This is a genomic window from Alcanivorax borkumensis SK2 (assembly GCF_000009365.1).
Classification (GTDB): Bacteria; Pseudomonadota; Gammaproteobacteria; order Pseudomonadales; family Alcanivoracaceae; genus Alcanivorax; species Alcanivorax borkumensis.
On sequence record NC_008260.1, the window covers coordinates 1,802,702 to 1,818,056 of the forward strand.

Below are 15,355 nucleotides of genomic sequence, written 5' to 3' on the forward strand. Positions count from 1 at the left end.
AGGCATCGTCATGGACGCATTGGGCCAGATTTGTAGCGCTGCACTGCAACAATACCTGGCCCACGCAGACGCCCGTGGGCTGGATACGATTGCCGCACTGCAACACGCCAATCTGGACCCAGCGCATATCCAGAAGCCGGATACCCGCATCCATGGTCAGCATTTCCAGACCTTACTGCACGCTCTTATCGAGCAATCCGGCGACCCGCTGTTCGGTTTACATACCTCCGAATTCGTGCAACCTGGCTCTTATAATGTCATGGGCTACATTGCCATGAGCGCCAGCACACTCCAGCAAGCCCTGTCGAAAGTCAGTTTGTATGAAAAGCTGGTAGGCGACATGGGCACCACGCAAACCACCCTTGATGCCCATCAGGCCGCGATTCGCTGGGATTGCCTGTACCGAGAACAACCAGCGCGCCAACACCTGATTGATAACGTGCTTGGCTCCTGGGTGCGTTATGCCCGCTGGCTCACTGGCAACGACCAGTTGGCACCGGATCAAGTCTGGCTGGAACACCCCACGCCCCCGGCCGCCCAAGTGGACGAATACCGGCGCGTATTTCTTTGTGATGTGCTGTTCGAACAACCCTGTTCTGCTTTGGTGGGGCCGCCACAGTTACTCCAGCAACCCATCCGCCAACCAGACCCGCTGTTGCTCTCCACTCTGGAAGCCCACGCCATCCAGCAGCTGAATCAGCTAGGCGTAGATACCAACCTCAGCCAACGAGTGAAGCAATGCATCCAAGACGCCATTGGCCACTCCCTGCCGCGCAAGGAAACCGTCGCCGAACGGTTAGGCATGAACGTTCGTACCCTGCACCGCCGGCTAGCCGACGAACAGCAAAGCTGGCAAAAGCTGCTTGATTCCGTGCGCCTGCAACAGGCACGGCACCTGCTCACCACCACCAGCTTGCCCCAGGCCGACATTGCCGCAGCCCTAGGTTATTCCGATATTCGTTCTTTTCAGCGCAGCTTCAAACGCCATACCACCATGACCCCAGGGCAGTATCGAAACACGCCCAAAGATACGCAAATAAACTCATAGTTGCGGGCGTTATTATGTACCCCTCAGTACTTTTTATCCTACAAGCCCTTAAATCTTGCCCCCACCCCTGTCTATACTGACATCAGTCAATGACAACAACTCATGGTGGAGAGCCTCAATGAAAGGCACCCTCAAACAGCTCGAACGCGCCATCGACAAGGCGACTACCTACGATGAATGGTATGAAGCCAGCCAGGAACACGACCGCCTTTCCGGCGCGGACAGATGGAAAGAAGTAGACCGCTCGCCCTACTACGACTATGAATTAATTCGTAATCGGCTCTGGCAGATTCGTCAGGCCCGCGAGCGAAACGATGTGAATAAGCTGGTTTTCCATTTGCACGAAGGCCTGCATGGCAACTTAGGCAACATTTCCAACCCTCGCCTTTATCAACACAGCCGCGTGGGTACTAAACGCCTCATCGAAAACTATCTGAGCGAAGTTTCCACCGCGCTGAATTACCTGTGTGATAGCAACTTCAAGGAATTCGGGCTGAAAGAAAAACTCGATTTCTTTGAAACCACCGGCCAAGCCTTCGGACAAAGCTGCCTGATGTTATCCGGCGGTGCCGCGCTGGGCCTATTCCATATTGGTGTGGCCCGCTGCCTGTGGAAACAAAATTTGCTGCCCTCAGTAATATCCGGTTCCAGTGCTGGCAGCATCATTGCTTCGGTTGTCGGCACCCATAATGATGAAGAGTTAAAAGTAAAACTGGAGCCGGAAAACATCTATCTGGAAGCGTTCAAGGTGCTGGGCTGGAAGGGCCTGGTGCGCGGCACGCCGGTACTCGATGGCGACCACCTGGAAGCCTGCCTGGAAGAAAATATCTCCGACATGACCTTTGAAGAGGCCTATCGGCACACCGGGCGCGAAATCAATATTACCGTCAGCCCCTATGATCGTAACCAACGTGCGCGCCTGCTGAACTGGCGCACCTCCCCCAACGTGCTGATCCGCAAGGCCTCGCTGGCTTCCTGCGCTATTCCCAGCATCTACCCGCCGGTTTCCCTGTGGGCGAAGAACATCGATGGTGAGCGCGTACCCTACATTCCTGGGCGCAAATTCGTCGATGGCTCCATTGTTGACGATCTTCCCATCCGCCGGCTGGCACGCCTCTATGGCGTCAACCACTCCATCGTCAGCCAAACCAACCCCCACATCGTGCCCTTCCTGTCGCGCAACGAAAACACCGACAGCTCCCTGAGCACACTGGGCGATTGGGCTTTGCGCAACGTATCCATGAACCTGCGCTATGGCCTACAACTGGTACAGCACCAGGTAGCCTCCAACGACCTTGGGCTAATTATCGACAAGGCAAAAAGTATGGTGACGCAGAAATACATTGGTGACATCAACATGATCCCTCCCCGCCAACCACTCAATGCCCTGCGGATTCTGAACAACCCCACACTGCAAGATGTGCAAACCTATATCCGCAAAGGTGAACAAGCGACCTGGCCAAAACTCGACATGGTTGCCAACACCACATGCATAAGCCGCACCTTCCGCGACTGCCGCGCACGCCTGGACCGCATTGAAGAACGCATGCTGGACCGAGTAAACATGACCTCGATAGCTAACCAGTGAGCCTCAGCACGGCAGCAACAACTAGAAGCCGTGCTTATTTCACCGTGTGCGCCATTATTAATAACAACCCCGCTGGCCCTGAACGTGGCCAGCGGGGGGCAGCTAGTCAGCAAGGTGATTTTTAGAGCGCGCATGCCATCGTCGCATGGAGCGCACCGAACAAAGCCCGCCATCGCCAGATCAAACCGGTTCACCGTGCGGCGCTCTTACCCTGCTTATCCGAACTGAACTCAAACGCCAATCACAAGGCACAAGGCACAAGGCCTAACGCACCACCGGCAAATCAGACCAGCGGCTAGTATAGGCCGGAGACAGATGCGCCCTGCGCATGGCCCAGGTACTGTGCTGATTCCCCTGCATTCCTCGCCCCGCCAACCACACCTTGCCCACGCCACTCTGGTTGATGCTATCCATGACGGCCATTAACGCTTCCCCGCGCCGGCCAGTCTCCTGCTCTGCGGGTTTCTGCTCGGCAAATAATCCGCACTGCACCTGATCACGCCCGCGCAGATCCGTGAGGATCACGCCCGCCTTGCCATAGCGATAGCCCGGCCACCATAACTGCGCTAGCAACGCCTGCGCCTGACGCACCACCAAGCGGGTATCTGCCGTGGCTGGCGACAACACGGCACTGAGCGTATCCGGGAACAACTGCTGTGGTTTGCCCATGGGGGCGGTGCGCAAATACACCGTCACCCGGCCGGCATATAGCCCCTCCTTACGCAGAGACTCCATGGCCCGGGAAACAAAATCACTCAGTGCCTGGCGCAACGGCGGCAATGCCGCCACCGGCTCACCAAAAGAACGGGAATAAATCACTTGCTGACGGGGCGAAGGCTGGGTGTCTAAAGACAAGCAAGGCTCCCCGTTCAGCTCCCGCACCAACCGTTCCTGCACCACGGAAAAACGCTGGCGGATCATCCCGACATCGGCCCGGGCCAGATCCAGCGCCGTGTTGATGCCCAGCGCCTCAAAGCGCCCACGTAACCGCCGCCCGACCCCCCATACCTGGGAAATCGGGGTTAACGACAACAATTTGTCGCGCCGCAAGGGATCGCTGAGCACCACCACGCCGCCCGTGGCCGGATAACGCTTGGCCGCATGGTTGGCTAACTTGGCCAACACCTTAGTGGGCGCAACCCCCACACACACCGGCACGCCCACCCAGCGATCAATACGTGCGCGAATCTGCAGGGCCAGGGGCTGTAGTTCAGCCGTTTTCATCAACGACACATCCAGAAACGCCTCATCAATGGAATAGGCTTCTACCCGAGGTGCCAGGGTTTCCAAGGTCGCCATCACCCGCTGGGAAATATCCCCATACAGGGCATAGTTGGAAGAAAACACCGCCACTTTGTGCCCACGGATCAAGTCGTGGGCCTGGAACAGCGGCATCCCGGTTTTCACCCCCAACGCTTTGGCTTCCGCAGACCCAGCCACAATGCAGCCATCATTATTCGACAGCACCACCACCGGCCTGCCCTGCAGGTCCGGGCGAAACAGACGCTCACAAGCGGCATAGAAGCTATTGCAATCAACCAGCGCAAACATAACCGTTACTCACCCGCGGGCAAACGCCTACCACCGCGTAAGGTGTGCAGGGAAAACGTGACCACGCCGAACAAATCCAGCCCTTCCTCTCCAATCAGAATCGGCGCATAAGCCGCATTTCTCGGTTTGAGCATGGGCACCGGAAGCAACTGCAACTCCTTTACTGTGAACTCGCCTTCCAGCGACGCCACCACCACGTCGCCCGCCACCGCCTCCAGAGAGCGATCCACAATTAGGATGTCACCGGAATAAATACCGGCATCCACCATGGAGTCGCCCTCTACCCGTAACAAGAACGTGGACGCCGGATGGCGAATACACAATCGGTTCAGATCAAGATGCTCATCCAGATATCCCTGGGCCGGGGACGGAAATCCGGCAGAAACAGGTTCACTGAAAAAAGGCAGGGAAGACATGGCAATACACCGCAAACAAGCAATCGGTAAAGCATAACAAATACTGCCTATATGTACAGTATAAGGAAAAGCAAACCGCATTCAGCGTTACATCACACAGCAATGGCTCACAAAAACCGACAAAAATACCAAACAACTACTATCCACCCTCTGCAACGGCTGGCGTAACGTGTTGGGAAAATACTAGAGAACCAATCGATGCATACCGATAATCATCACCGCTGGATGTACGATTTTCTGGATGAAATGGGCCTTCCCCTCAGAGCCGAACTCTTAGGCTATGTGTTGTACGAACCGCAGCAAAATGCCTTTATCGCCGGCAACAACACCGTAACCGCCCCCTCATCACCCCAGCCACTGGTGAAACCCTGTGCCTGGGCGCACTGCTACCCTTGTATCGTGCAGGCGAGCAATGCCGCTAATACATTGGGAGCAGAATACGAAATCCATGCGCTTTTCCAGCTCGACAGCCGCTATCTGTCCTGCCCGCTATAATGATAATTACTTCACCGGATCGCGAGCGAGAGCTCGCCCAGAATCAACCAAGAATGCTCCAGACAAAAAAAACCGCCTGAAGGCGGTTTTTTTTATGTCTGGAGCGGGTGAAGAGAATCGAACTCTCGTATGCAGCTTGGGAAGCTGCCGTTCTACCATTGAACTACACCCGCAAAGGCGAAACGGCAATATAGTCAAAAGCCGCTGGCTTGACCAGCACTGAAGAACAATCTTGTGTTTTGCGCAAACAGCGCTTTCAAAAGCATGAAAGCAGACAAACAAAGCAGTTGCCAGCGTTCACGTCTATGCGTATAGAAGAACAAAGACAAAACAACAAATGTACATCAGCAAAAGAAGGATATTGACATGCCCGTGGCATTTATCAGTGGGGGCCGAGGATTCCTCGGTGGGCATATTATCGACCAGCTTCTCGACAAACAGTGGGAAGTGGTTGCCCTAGTGCGTCCCAACAGTGATGCCAGTGCCTTGCAAGCCAAAAAGGGGGTATCCGTCGTTCAGGCACCGCTAGACAATGCCACCGAACTGGCTCTGGTCATGCCCGCTGCACCCGATGCGGTTTTTCACGTGGCGGGCAACACCAGCCTGTGGCGCCGAGGTAATGCACAACAATACAGGGACAACGTCGTCGGCACCCAAGCCATGGTTAGCGCCGCCCTGAAAAATGTGGCCGGTCGCTTTATTCATACCTCCTCCATTTCCGCCTGGGGCATTCAAGACACCCCCATCAACGAGCAGACCCCTTCCAATGCCGCCAATGACTGGATCGGCTACAACCGCACCAAGTTTCTGGCTGAAAAGGAGGTGGAAAATGGCATTCGCCAAGGGCTGGACGCTGTAATTATGAACCCCTGCGGCATCATTGGCGCCGGCGACACCCACAACTGGTCGCAGATGATTCGCATGATTAACGACGGCAAACTCCCCGGGGTTCCGCCTGGCGGTGGAAACTTCTGTGCAGTGGAAGAAGTGGCGCGGGCCCACATTGCAGCCCTGAAGCATGGCGTCTGTAGCGAACGCTATATTCTTGCCGGAGTGGAAGCCAGCTTCCTGACCTTAGTACAGACCATTGCTGAGCAACTGGGGCGCAAGGCTCCACGGCGCACCGTCCCCCCGGCACTACTCAAACTGGCGGGCCAGCTCTACCCCATCGGCAGCCTGTTCACCGGTAACGAACCCAGCCTGACCCCGGAAAAAGTCGCACTGGTTACCAGCCGGGTCCACGCCGATGGAAGAAAAGCCGTAGCGCAACTGGGGTTTGATGATCAGGTCCCCTTGGCCACCATGCTGGAAAACTGCATCGCCTGGATGGCCCAGGAACGCATGCTGTAACTGCCAGCGTGTAATCTCACGACAATACCGCCCGGTAGACACGGAAACGGGTGGTCTCGCTGGCTACCTGCACATGACTGAAAGCATCATCCAACCACTGCACATAGGGCAGCTCACGATTAGCAACCAACCACAGCACGCCACCCGGCTTGAGATAGGTGGGCGCCTCAGCAATTAGCCGGCGGGTAATATCGGTAGTACGCTGACGGCGATCGTGGAATGGTGGGTTGGTGACCACCATATCTACCCGCCCCTGAATGGGGGAAAACAAATCCCCCCCCATGATCCGGCCTTGCAGGCCATTGCGTGCCAAGCTTTCAGTGCTGGCTGTTACGGCACTGGCGCTCACATCCACACCCTGAACCTGCCAGCCATGACGAGCCAACCAAACGCTGATAACCCCTGCCCCACACCCCATATCAATAACTTTGCCGGGCTTACCCAGGTTGTGTCCCTCCATGGCTTGCAGCAGCAGAGCACTGCCCTCATCCAAACGGCCATGGCTGAACACCCCCGGATAACTCACCGCTTCCTGATCCGCCACCTCAAGCACGGTTCCCCAGGCGTTCAAGGACTGCTTTTCGCCAGGTTGTAATAAACCGCTATAGAGTTTGCAGTGCCGGGCACTGTCCTCCAGCATAGTCCCATCCACATGAGCCTCCAGATACTTCAACGCCCCCCTAATCCCCCCTTTTGTCGGGCCAATTAACCACAGCTCCGTGGGTTCGGCGATCTCGCCGGCTAACCAGTTGAGCAGAAATCGTAACCGATCAAGCGACTTCGACAACGGCAGCACCAGCAGGTCAGTGCCTGCGGGCACAGTGGGTGCTGGCGCCCACTGTTGCGCCCCGATGGTGTAGTCATCCGCATGCACATGCACCGTGGCATCCACCGATAGGGTTTTCAGTGCGGGGTCATTAGCGTCAACCACCAGCACATTACGCCCGGCAAGGGCATCGGACTGTCGCAGCAATAATTGTGTTGTGTTTTCCATGGGCTCCGGCTCAAGTCAACTGCGGCGGCAGTATAGAGCATATCGCACAGCGGCGGATAAGGGGGCGGCCAACAACATCTTCCCCACGCTGCGCCATAACGAGAATTCTCCTCAAGTTTTACATAATCACCACGCCAAGCGCACAGTCAGCCCGGTAGAATTGCCCCATTCATTCCAACGATGTGGAGGCACAAATGGGTCGCACTGCGCCATTAACTCGCGTTGCACTGTTTGCCTGCTGTCTGTTTTCTTCGTTGGTTGTTGGCGCTACGGATAGCGGCAACTTCCATCAAGCTCTGGACGCAGCACGCAACGATGACTGGGAAACGCTTTCCCGGCAGCAACAGGCTCTGGGTGATCAGCACCCTCTGCAGGCCTACCTGGACTTCCACAAACTGCGCGCAGCTTTGCCCCAACTCAGCGCGGACAAAGTAATCCAGTACGCTGAACAATACCCGGATTCGCCGCTACCCAAGGATATTCGGCAACTAGCCATTGTCGCTTACGGCAAGGCAGAAAAATGGCAAGCGCTGCTAGCCATTAGCGACAAAGCTCCCAGTGGCATAGCCCTGCGTTGCTATTACCATCAAGCACAATGGCAAACCGGTGACAAAACCGCCCTGCAAGCCGCCAAAGATCTGTGGGCCACCGGCCAGTCCCGGCCTAACAATTGCGACCCGCTGTTCAACGCCGCTCGAGAGGCCGGAGTCATCGGTGGCCGACAGATCTGGGAACGTCAACAGCTTGCCTTTGATGCTAATAATCCCGGACTAATACGCTACTTAGACAAAATGCTAGCAGACAGCGACTACACCAGCGCCAGACAATGGCTGCAAAAGCTCTACCAAAGCCCCCACAACGTGACCGAGGTGCCTCGCAGCCTTCCTGACACTCAACGCCAGACACTGCTGTCCGCCGGCTTACGGCGCTGGGCGTATAAAGATACTCAAGCGGCGCGCAAATGGTTCGATACCCAAAGCCGTCAACAGGGCCTAACAGACAAGACACTACGGGAGCGGGCTGGCAGCCGGATAGCCTGGTACTCCACTATCCGCGGAGTGGAAAGCAACCGCCAATGGTTAGATAACTGGTTAGCCAATCATCCCGACACCTCGCTGGTGACACAGCGGGCTCGTCGCACTGTAATTGAACAAGACTGGGACGCGCTAGATGAATGGGTTATGCGCCTACCCGAGGAAGACCGTAATGATTCGCGCTGGTTATACTGGCGAGCCCGTGCGTTAGAAAGCACCGATCGGCCAGATCAAGCCCGTGAGCTGTATCAACAAGCCGCCCAGCAACGCAATTTCTTTGCCTTCCTGGCCGCAGACCGGCTGGGTGAACCGTATCGCTTCTCCGAACAGGAGCACCGCTCCTCAGCCACTTTCACCCCACCGCCTGCCATCACCCGTATCCGCATGCTACGGGAGCTGAATGAGCCTTACCTGGCGCACAAAGAGTGGATGTGGTTGATGTGGCATAGCAATAAGGCACAAATTGCCGATCTGGCAGACTACGCATTGGCTCAAAAATGGTACGACCTGTCTGTGCAGGCCTCTATCCAGGCCAAGGCCTGGAATACACTGGCCTGGCGCTTCCCACCCGCGTATCTGTCATTATTTGAAGAGCAAGCCAAACCCCACGGCTTGGATCCCTGGCTCTCTATGGCCGTGGCCCGTCGCGAGAGCGCCTTCAATCCTCAGGCCCGCTCACCGGTGGGCGCCATGGGGCTCATGCAATTGATGCCGGCCACCGCCCGCAAGGTGGCAAAAGACGCCGAGATGGGCACGCCCACCAGCAAAACCCTGCAAGACAAACACACCAATATCGCCCTTGGTAGCCGTTACTTAGCGGAACTCCTTGACGATTTCAGCGATAACCGTGTGTTGGCTCTAGCGGCTTATAATGCAGGCCCCAGCCGGGTGAACCGCTGGTTGGAAAATGCGGAAGACGGCGTGTCCGCCGATGTATGGATCGAGTCCATTCCTTTCCGCGAAACCCGGGATTATGTCCAGGCAGTGCTCACCTATCGTGCTTTATTTGTGGGTATGCACGATGACCAAGCACGCAGTAAACAGCTGCTAACCAGTGACGAGAATGACGAGCTCTATTCCTTGAGCATGCTGGACCAGGACTGATCGTAAAGCCGAATCAGTCCAGTTGGCGGATGTGGTAATCCAGCCGCGCCGCCGCTTTCGCATGGCTCAGCGCCGGGGTTACCGCAATGCGCCGCCGCAGGTGAATACTGCGTGCGGGCTCACGAGTGAAAGCAATCACCGCATTGTGGCAATCACTGCAGGATAAGCGAAAGCGGCTGGCGAAACTTTTCATGGCACGACGGCCCGAGGCTGAACTGTCACGGTATTCCTGCCAGTCACCAAAATTCATGACCAAAGTGCCATGCTCCGACAGATTGTTGCGCAGACACGCCTGCCAGCCCGCATCGGCGGGCACCGCCCGGCTCACCTGTTCATTGCTCGGGGCAAACAGATCTTCAATAATTAGATCGAAAGGCTCGCCCTGATACTCCCGTAACCACTGCTGCGCATCCCCCTGCCAAGTCTCCACCCCAAATGCGTCGATGCCGAACACCTCGCGAGCCACTTGAAGGTGGACACCGTCCAATTCCACCGCCATCAACACATCCGGATTCAGCAGTTTGCGGATCGGTGGGATCAATGAACCGCCACCAAGCCCCAATACCAGCACCCGACGAAACCGGGCAGGTTCGTGTAACAGCGCCGGCAGCCACAACAAATCCCACACACTGCCTGTCAGCAGACGCTTAGGATGAAACTCCGAATGCTGGACGCCGTTAGCAAACAGCCGCAAAGTCTGCCCGGCACGGCGTACTTCGTAGCGCACCTCGTCCTGTTCTGTTTCCCAGATTAATGCCACCGATTATTTTTCCAGCGTCAGCGTCAAGCCAGACACCGCACCGTCAACTTTAGCGTCGCTCAGGTACAGGCGAGACGGCTCAATATTAAACTGTTTCACCAGCCTCGCCTTAGCGTTTTCCGAACGTAACCGCGCCAGCGCTATCAATTGCTCCTGGTCCACTAACTCAATCTCTGTAGCGAGCATGGCATCCCAGGCACTGCGCGCCAGCAAGCTATCGCGCTGTTCGTCATCTTCAGGCAAAGGGGCACTGATCAAGGTTTCCACATCGCGATCAGAGCCAGACTCGTAACGGCGAATCAGCTTACGGCGCCATTTCTTTTCCTGCACGGCCGCATCAATACCCAGCCAATCATCACCCGCCACATCCTCAGCAATGGCCCGCCCGGCAATAGCGGCACGGTCTTCTGCATTGGTGGTCCCAACCAGCCCAATATGTAAATGCGGCTTCTCCGTTAGCACCTTGGCCAGTGCCTGCAAAGAACCGGTTGTTTGCACACCGGCCTGCGCACTGCCCGGCTCGAAGGCGATGGTTTCCAAATTCTCGCCACCGGCCAAGCCGGCCAGTACAGAAAACGGTGCCGTAGCCGCTTTGACCACAATATTAGTCAGCACCTTCAAGATCATGCCACTGACACTAAAACTGGGATCATCCAGATCCCCGGACATTTTCACCGGCAGGGTAATTTCACCGGAACGACTGCGCAGAACAGACAAGCCCAGTTTCACCGGCGCTCTCACCGCGTTCTCACTGGCGACTTTTTCACCCAAATAAAACTGATCCGCAAGAATATCGGCAGCGCTATTGAGGTGATTTTTCTCAACGCTGACCTCGGTATCCACCCCCAACTGCCCCTTCTCTACCAAGTATCCCAAGTACAGGCCGGTGTAAGGCGAAAGGCTCGTCATTTCATAGTTATGCAGAGACACCTGCATGTCCGTGGAGAACGGCTCCGAAGACAGCCGGCCCTTAACAGAGAAGGGCGCATACCGATCAACTTGCGCACTCAGATTCACGTTGGCAGTGCGCCCAGAACGGGTATCCAAGTTACTCACCGTGCCCGCCAGTTGATATAGCCCAATGCGAAAATGGGGGCTCAGCGATAAATCTTCATGGCGCACTTGGCTGCCCACTAAACGGAGTTTATCTACCGTTACCTGCCAGGGCTTGGACGATGACGATGCAGAAGGAGAACCGCCCGAGGACGCCGGCGCCGGCATACCGGCCTGGATGCGCGATGCCACATCGCGGCCTTGAGCATCCACCCGGTGCAGCATATCTATACCGGTGAGCAGGATCTCTCCCACGCGAACCTGCTGGGTTGCGGTCGCCAATGACACATTTTTAACCTGCCCTTTATTCACCTTAATCAAGGGACGGCCGCCCTCCTGCAGGTTAAGGTTAATCACGCCAGCACTGCCATTCACCGTAATATCTGGCGTGTCACCTTTCACCGTGGACTGCAAATCCACGCTAAGCTGCCCACTGGTCATTTTCAGTGGTGCCTCGCGCTCCAGCCACGGGGACAACGGCGCCAAGGGCAAAGCAGTCAACGCCCCCTTCGCACTGATCGACAACGGCGCCAATTGACCCTCACCGGAATGAGTCAACGAGCCTTGCTCCTGAAGGGTTGCCTTGCCTTGCCAGGTAAACGTGGCCTCTTCACCTATAATAAGGTTGCTCAGGGTCAGGCCACCGTCGGTAAGCGTCATTGTTTGCGCCGGGTTCAGGGTCCGGTCCGTGAGGCGCAAGGTATTCCCTTCTATTGCCAAATTATCCAGCCGAGTAACCCAGACCGTCTCAGCCTCGGCAATACGCTCAGCCGCCTCTTGGGCCTTTTCTTTCACATCTTGCTTGCGTTGCTCCGCCTCTTGCGGATCCACTGGCAGGAACAATGTGGCGAGATCCAACCCATCTTCCGCCAGTACCGCATTCACTTGAGGCTGCTCCAAGGCAACGTTAGGCAGCTGTATCTCTTTCTTGGCGCTATCCACGGAAATACCTGTCACGGTCAACGCTGGCACCTCAACGCTCGGCGCTTGCTCACCAGGCTTCTGGATCTGCAAATCCCGCAATGTGAGCTCACCATTATTGACCATCACCCGCGGCCCCTGTTCAGTACTGAACAGGTAGTCCGTTTGCAAATCCAGTTCGCCGGAGGGCACCGTGAATCTCACCTCGCCCTCGGCCAGTTTAGCCAGCGACACCAGGTCAACTTTTTCTATGCTTAGATGGCCATGGGCCAGAAACGGTGAAAACGCAAAATGGCCATTCCAATCAAAAGCGCCACCCTCTGGCCCCTCTAAATGAATAGCGTAACCATTCTGGTCTTCCCCTTTTGCAACCGTGGAAAAGTTTGTCACCGTGAACGCCACAGGCAAAATTAGCTGGTGGGGTTCCTTGCCCGTAGCTTCGGTATAACGCAGTTCTCCGTGACTGAGCGACAACTCATCTACGGAGATGTTCGGCAACGACGACTCCGCATCAGAGACGGGTTCCACTTTTGGGTCACTGTCTGCCTGTTGCGTTTCCATATGGGCGATGATGTCGTCGAAATTAAAAACCGACCCAGGGTTACGCTGAGCTCTAACGTTCAGCCCCTCAACACCGATTTGCTTGAAATGCCAGCGCCAACGGAACAACGACGAAACCTCGAAATTCACATAAAGCTGGTTAAAACCCAATAAGACTTGCGTTTGCTCATCGTTGATAGCGAAACCGTTCACCGTGGCACTCAACGCCAGCGGATTAATTTTTACCTCGCTAATCACCACCTCACGGCCAGTCAATTCAGCAAGGGCATCTCGGGCGTTATCGCGCACCAAGCCGGGAGCAACAAAAAAGCCCAGCAACACGTACAATAAATAGAAGCCAGCCAGAATCACCAACGCTTTGGTCTTCCAGCTGCTGCCCTTCAACGCCTGTGTAACTTTCACGCCGTTCTCTCCGCTGAGATTAAAATTTTGACACTATGGTAACAGTTGGGCCGGGCAATGGCGCCCCAAACCCATTGCTACACCGCCGCGGCTGTGGAGAATGAGCTCATTGATTTCAGGAGCCCGTCCCATGAGTAATAACTACCTGCTAAACCTGTACGAAAAAGCCTTAAAACTGCCGGCCGGGCGCAAGATTTTCTCTATGGTATTCAGCCGAAAAGCCCCTTACTTCGCGACCATCACCCCGACCATCGCTGAACTGCGCCCTAATTTCTGCAAGGTCACATTCAAGAAGCGTAAAGGGGTGGAAAACCACATCCAAACCGTTCACGTCATCGCTATCTGCAATGCGATGGAGTGCGCCATGGGCGCCATGGCGGAAGCCTCTGTACCCAAGCATTTACGGTGGATTCCCAAAGGCATGGACGTGACCTACACCGCCAAAGCCACCACCGACATCACCGCCACCGCCGAAGCCAACCCGGAAGACTGGAAACCCGGCAACCTGCCTGTCACGGTTAAAGCCACACGGGACGATGGCACCGTAGTGGTAGAAGGCACCATTAATCTGTGGATCAGTGAAAAATCACAGAAGTAAAACCGCCCAGAGAACCGCTGAATACAGCGCAGGAAAAAGAGAAAACCCCGATAGTCATGGTACAACCAGGCCGGCAAACGCATCACCTGCCTGACACAACATCAGGTTTAGGGCGGGCCGCCTAACGCTTAATGGCAGGCACGCCCTTCAGCATAAACGCCGCCGACGCCCTCGCGGATTCTTGAATCAAATCCTGCTGTTTTAACCCACTGCGTTTGAGCGGTTTAAAATCATGATCCCCAACCGGCAGCCAGTGCATGTGCACCTGCTCTGACAAACCATAGCCTGCCACCTCATCCGGCTTACCAAAGGGGTCCCGCTCGCCCTGGCAAATCAACATAGGCACCGCCAGATCTGGCAGATGGGCAATCCGTGTTTTCTCGGGTTTGCCAACCGGATGAAAAGGATACCCCAGCGCAACCACGCCATCGATATCCGCACCCTCGGCTGCCAGCATAGAAGCCATTCGCCCCCCCATGGACTTGCCACCGATCCACAGTGGTAGTGATTCATTAACCGCACCACACAACTCACCGGCCAAGGAGTGTGCTTGCTCAACGCGCGCGGCAAAGGCGCTCAGCAGTTTGGGTGCTCGGTCCGGTGGAAATTGGCGCTGTTCGTAGCGCCGCCGTTGCATATACGGGAATTCAAAACGCAGCACGGCCACGGACTGTGAAGCCAACGCCGCAGCCATAGCATTCATAAAATCACTGTCCATGGCGGCCCCAGCCCCATGTGCCAGCAGCAGCAATGCTAGCGGCTCCTGCGCCGCGTCATACAAACAATCCGTGCCCAACCACTCACTCATAAGCAGGCCTTACCGTCATAGCGCAGCCTGCAACGCACGTAACTGGCTTCGTAGGGCATCAGCGAACACCACCTGAAATACATCCAGCGGTGGAGCGTCAATCACGGCAGCTACCACCGGCGCAGGCTGACTCACCGCCCAACAACCGATTACCGACTGTTGGGTTTGCATCAGGAAACGAATTGCTTGATCCCCCTCCAAACCAAATTCATTCTCTAACCGTCCGGCTAAATGGACAAACTGGGCCAATAAGGCCTGCTTGAACTCCCGTGCCTGGGGTTCATCCAAATTGTGCTCCAACACGGTATGCAGAATAGAGGTTAAGCGGCAAAATAAAGGCCGCCCGATTAACAACTCACTGATTGCCGCCCACAGCGGCTCCCCCTGAGCTAATGGCGCCACCACCATATCATCCAGCTCATTTAGATAGAGCGCCAAAAAAAGGGCTTCTTTGGAGGGGAAATACCGGTATAGCGCAGCTTTGGTAACACCGGACTGGCGAGCAATCGCCGCCAAACTAATGGCGTCGAACCGTTGTTCAGCAAAGAACATCGCCGCCGCCTCAAGAATTTGTGCACGCCGCTCCGCTTTCTGTTCCGGGGAGCGGGCACGTTGAAAGGGACAAGAATTCACGCCTGTAACAATCCAGCCAGTCGGTGCTTAATCATACGG

The 15,355-nt window shown here is 55.9% G+C and carries 13 protein-coding genes and 1 tRNA gene; 6 read left to right on the plus strand and 8 right to left on the minus strand.

Going from position 1 to position 15,355, the window contains the following annotated elements; all coding sequences use genetic code 11:
• Positions 1-10 precede the first annotated feature (10 nt).
• Positions 11-1,048 carry an AraC family transcriptional regulator gene (locus tag ABO_RS08195; RefSeq protein ID WP_011588861.1) on the plus strand — a complete coding sequence of 346 codons (1,038 nt, stop codon included), beginning with the start codon at positions 11-13 and terminating at the stop codon, positions 1,046-1,048.
• A 118-nt stretch (positions 1,049-1,166) separates the two neighbouring features.
• Positions 1,167-2,636 carry a DUF3336 domain-containing protein gene (locus ABO_RS08200; RefSeq protein ID WP_011588862.1) on the plus strand — a complete coding sequence of 490 codons (1,470 nt, stop codon included), beginning with the start codon at positions 1,167-1,169 and terminating at the stop codon, positions 2,634-2,636.
• Between the two features lie 264 nt (positions 2,637-2,900).
• On the opposite strand, the gene umuC is transcribed toward ABO_RS08200, so the two are convergent.
• Both umuC and umuD read right to left on the minus strand, forming a co-directional pair.
• Positions 2,901-4,187, minus strand: a complete 1,287-nt coding sequence (gene umuC / locus ABO_RS08205) for a translesion error-prone DNA polymerase V subunit UmuC (protein ID WP_011588863.1) — start codon at positions 4,185-4,187, stop codon at positions 2,901-2,903.
• Positions 4,188-4,192: 5 nt separating this feature from the next.
• Entirely contained in the window at positions 4,193-4,684 is a 492-nt protein-coding gene (gene umuD / locus ABO_RS08210; protein ID WP_011588864.1) for a translesion error-prone DNA polymerase V autoproteolytic subunit, read from the minus strand.
• Positions 4,685-4,801: 117 nt separating this feature from the next.
• On the opposite strand from umuD, the gene ABO_RS08215 reads away from it, so the two are divergent.
• Complete coding sequence (locus tag ABO_RS08215) at positions 4,802-5,098, plus strand: hypothetical protein (RefSeq protein ID WP_011588865.1); 297 nt, start codon at positions 4,802-4,804, stop codon at positions 5,096-5,098.
• Between the two features lie 99 nt (positions 5,099-5,197).
• Here the strand turns inward: ABO_RS08215 and ABO_RS08220 are convergent.
• Positions 5,198-5,271: transfer RNA gene (locus tag ABO_RS08220), tRNA-Gly, on the minus strand.
• Positions 5,272-5,464: 193 nt separating this feature from the next.
• Between ABO_RS08220 and ABO_RS08225 the strand changes: the two genes are divergently transcribed.
• Positions 5,465-6,448, plus strand: a complete 984-nt coding sequence (locus tag ABO_RS08225; RefSeq protein WP_011588866.1) for an NAD-dependent epimerase/dehydratase family protein — start codon at positions 5,465-5,467, stop codon at positions 6,446-6,448.
• A 16-nt stretch (positions 6,449-6,464) separates the two neighbouring features.
• Here ABO_RS08225 and ABO_RS08230 read toward each other — a convergent pair whose 3' ends face one another.
• Positions 6,465-7,442 carry a methyltransferase gene (locus tag ABO_RS08230; protein WP_011588867.1) on the minus strand — a complete coding sequence of 326 codons (978 nt, stop codon included), beginning with the start codon at positions 7,440-7,442 and terminating at the stop codon, positions 6,465-6,467.
• Positions 7,443-7,636: 194 nt separating this feature from the next.
• Here ABO_RS08230 and ABO_RS08235 point away from each other — a divergent pair, with 194 nt between their 5' ends.
• Positions 7,637-9,580, plus strand: coding sequence for a transglycosylase SLT domain-containing protein (locus ABO_RS08235; RefSeq protein WP_011588868.1), 1,944 nt, complete (start codon positions 7,637-7,639; stop codon positions 9,578-9,580).
• A gap of 13 nt (positions 9,581-9,593) precedes the next feature.
• Here ABO_RS08235 and ABO_RS08240 read toward each other — a convergent pair whose 3' ends face one another.
• Both ABO_RS08240 and ABO_RS08245 read right to left on the minus strand, forming a co-directional pair.
• Entirely contained in the window at positions 9,594-10,340 is a 747-nt protein-coding gene (locus ABO_RS08240) for a hypothetical protein (RefSeq protein WP_011588869.1), read from the minus strand.
• Between the two features lie 3 nt (positions 10,341-10,343).
• On the minus strand, positions 10,344-13,277 hold the full coding sequence (locus tag ABO_RS08245) for a DUF748 domain-containing protein (protein WP_011588870.1): 2,934 nt from the start codon (positions 13,275-13,277) through the stop codon (positions 10,344-10,346).
• A gap of 130 nt (positions 13,278-13,407) precedes the next feature.
• Here ABO_RS08245 and ABO_RS08250 point away from each other — a divergent pair, with 130 nt between their 5' ends.
• On the plus strand, positions 13,408-13,875 hold the full coding sequence (locus ABO_RS08250) for a hotdog fold domain-containing protein (protein ID WP_011588871.1): 468 nt from the start codon (positions 13,408-13,410) through the stop codon (positions 13,873-13,875).
• A gap of 121 nt (positions 13,876-13,996) precedes the next feature.
• Here ABO_RS08250 and ABO_RS08255 read toward each other — a convergent pair whose 3' ends face one another.
• Entirely contained in the window at positions 13,997-14,683 is a 687-nt protein-coding gene (locus ABO_RS08255) for an alpha/beta family hydrolase (protein ID WP_011588872.1), read from the minus strand.
• A gap of 15 nt (positions 14,684-14,698) precedes the next feature.
• A complete protein-coding gene (locus tag ABO_RS08260) occupies positions 14,699-15,316 on the minus strand; it encodes a TetR/AcrR family transcriptional regulator (protein ID WP_011588873.1) in 618 nt (205 codons plus the stop codon).
• Positions 15,317-15,355: the final 39 nt, after the last annotated feature.

What these genes read in the sequence shown, in the direction of transcription:
- ABO_RS08195 (WP_011588861.1), top strand. Translation starts at nt 11, where the DNA reads ATGGACGCATTGGGCCAGATTTGTAGCGCTGCACTGCAACAATACCTG.
- ABO_RS08200 (WP_011588862.1), top strand. Translation starts at nt 1,167, where the DNA reads ATGAAAGGCACCCTCAAACAGCTCGAACGCGCCATCGACAAGGCGACT.
- umuC (WP_011588863.1), bottom strand. Translation starts at nt 4,187, where the DNA reads ATGTTTGCGCTGGTTGATTGCAATAGCTTCTATGCCGCTTGTGAGCGT.
- umuD (WP_011588864.1), bottom strand. Translation starts at nt 4,684, where the DNA reads ATGCGGTTTGCTTTTCCTTATACTGTACATATAGGCAGTATTTGTTAT.
- ABO_RS08215 (WP_011588865.1), top strand. Translation starts at nt 4,802, where the DNA reads ATGCATACCGATAATCATCACCGCTGGATGTACGATTTTCTGGATGAA.
- ABO_RS08225 (WP_011588866.1), top strand. Translation starts at nt 5,465, where the DNA reads ATGCCCGTGGCATTTATCAGTGGGGGCCGAGGATTCCTCGGTGGGCAT.
- ABO_RS08230 (WP_011588867.1), bottom strand. Translation starts at nt 7,442, where the DNA reads ATGGAAAACACAACACAATTATTGCTGCGACAGTCCGATGCCCTTGCC.
- ABO_RS08235 (WP_011588868.1), top strand. Translation starts at nt 7,637, where the DNA reads ATGGGTCGCACTGCGCCATTAACTCGCGTTGCACTGTTTGCCTGCTGT.
- ABO_RS08250 (WP_011588871.1), top strand. Translation starts at nt 13,408, where the DNA reads ATGAGTAATAACTACCTGCTAAACCTGTACGAAAAAGCCTTAAAACTG.
- ABO_RS08255 (WP_011588872.1), bottom strand. Translation starts at nt 14,683, where the DNA reads ATGAGTGAGTGGTTGGGCACGGATTGTTTGTATGACGCGGCGCAGGAG.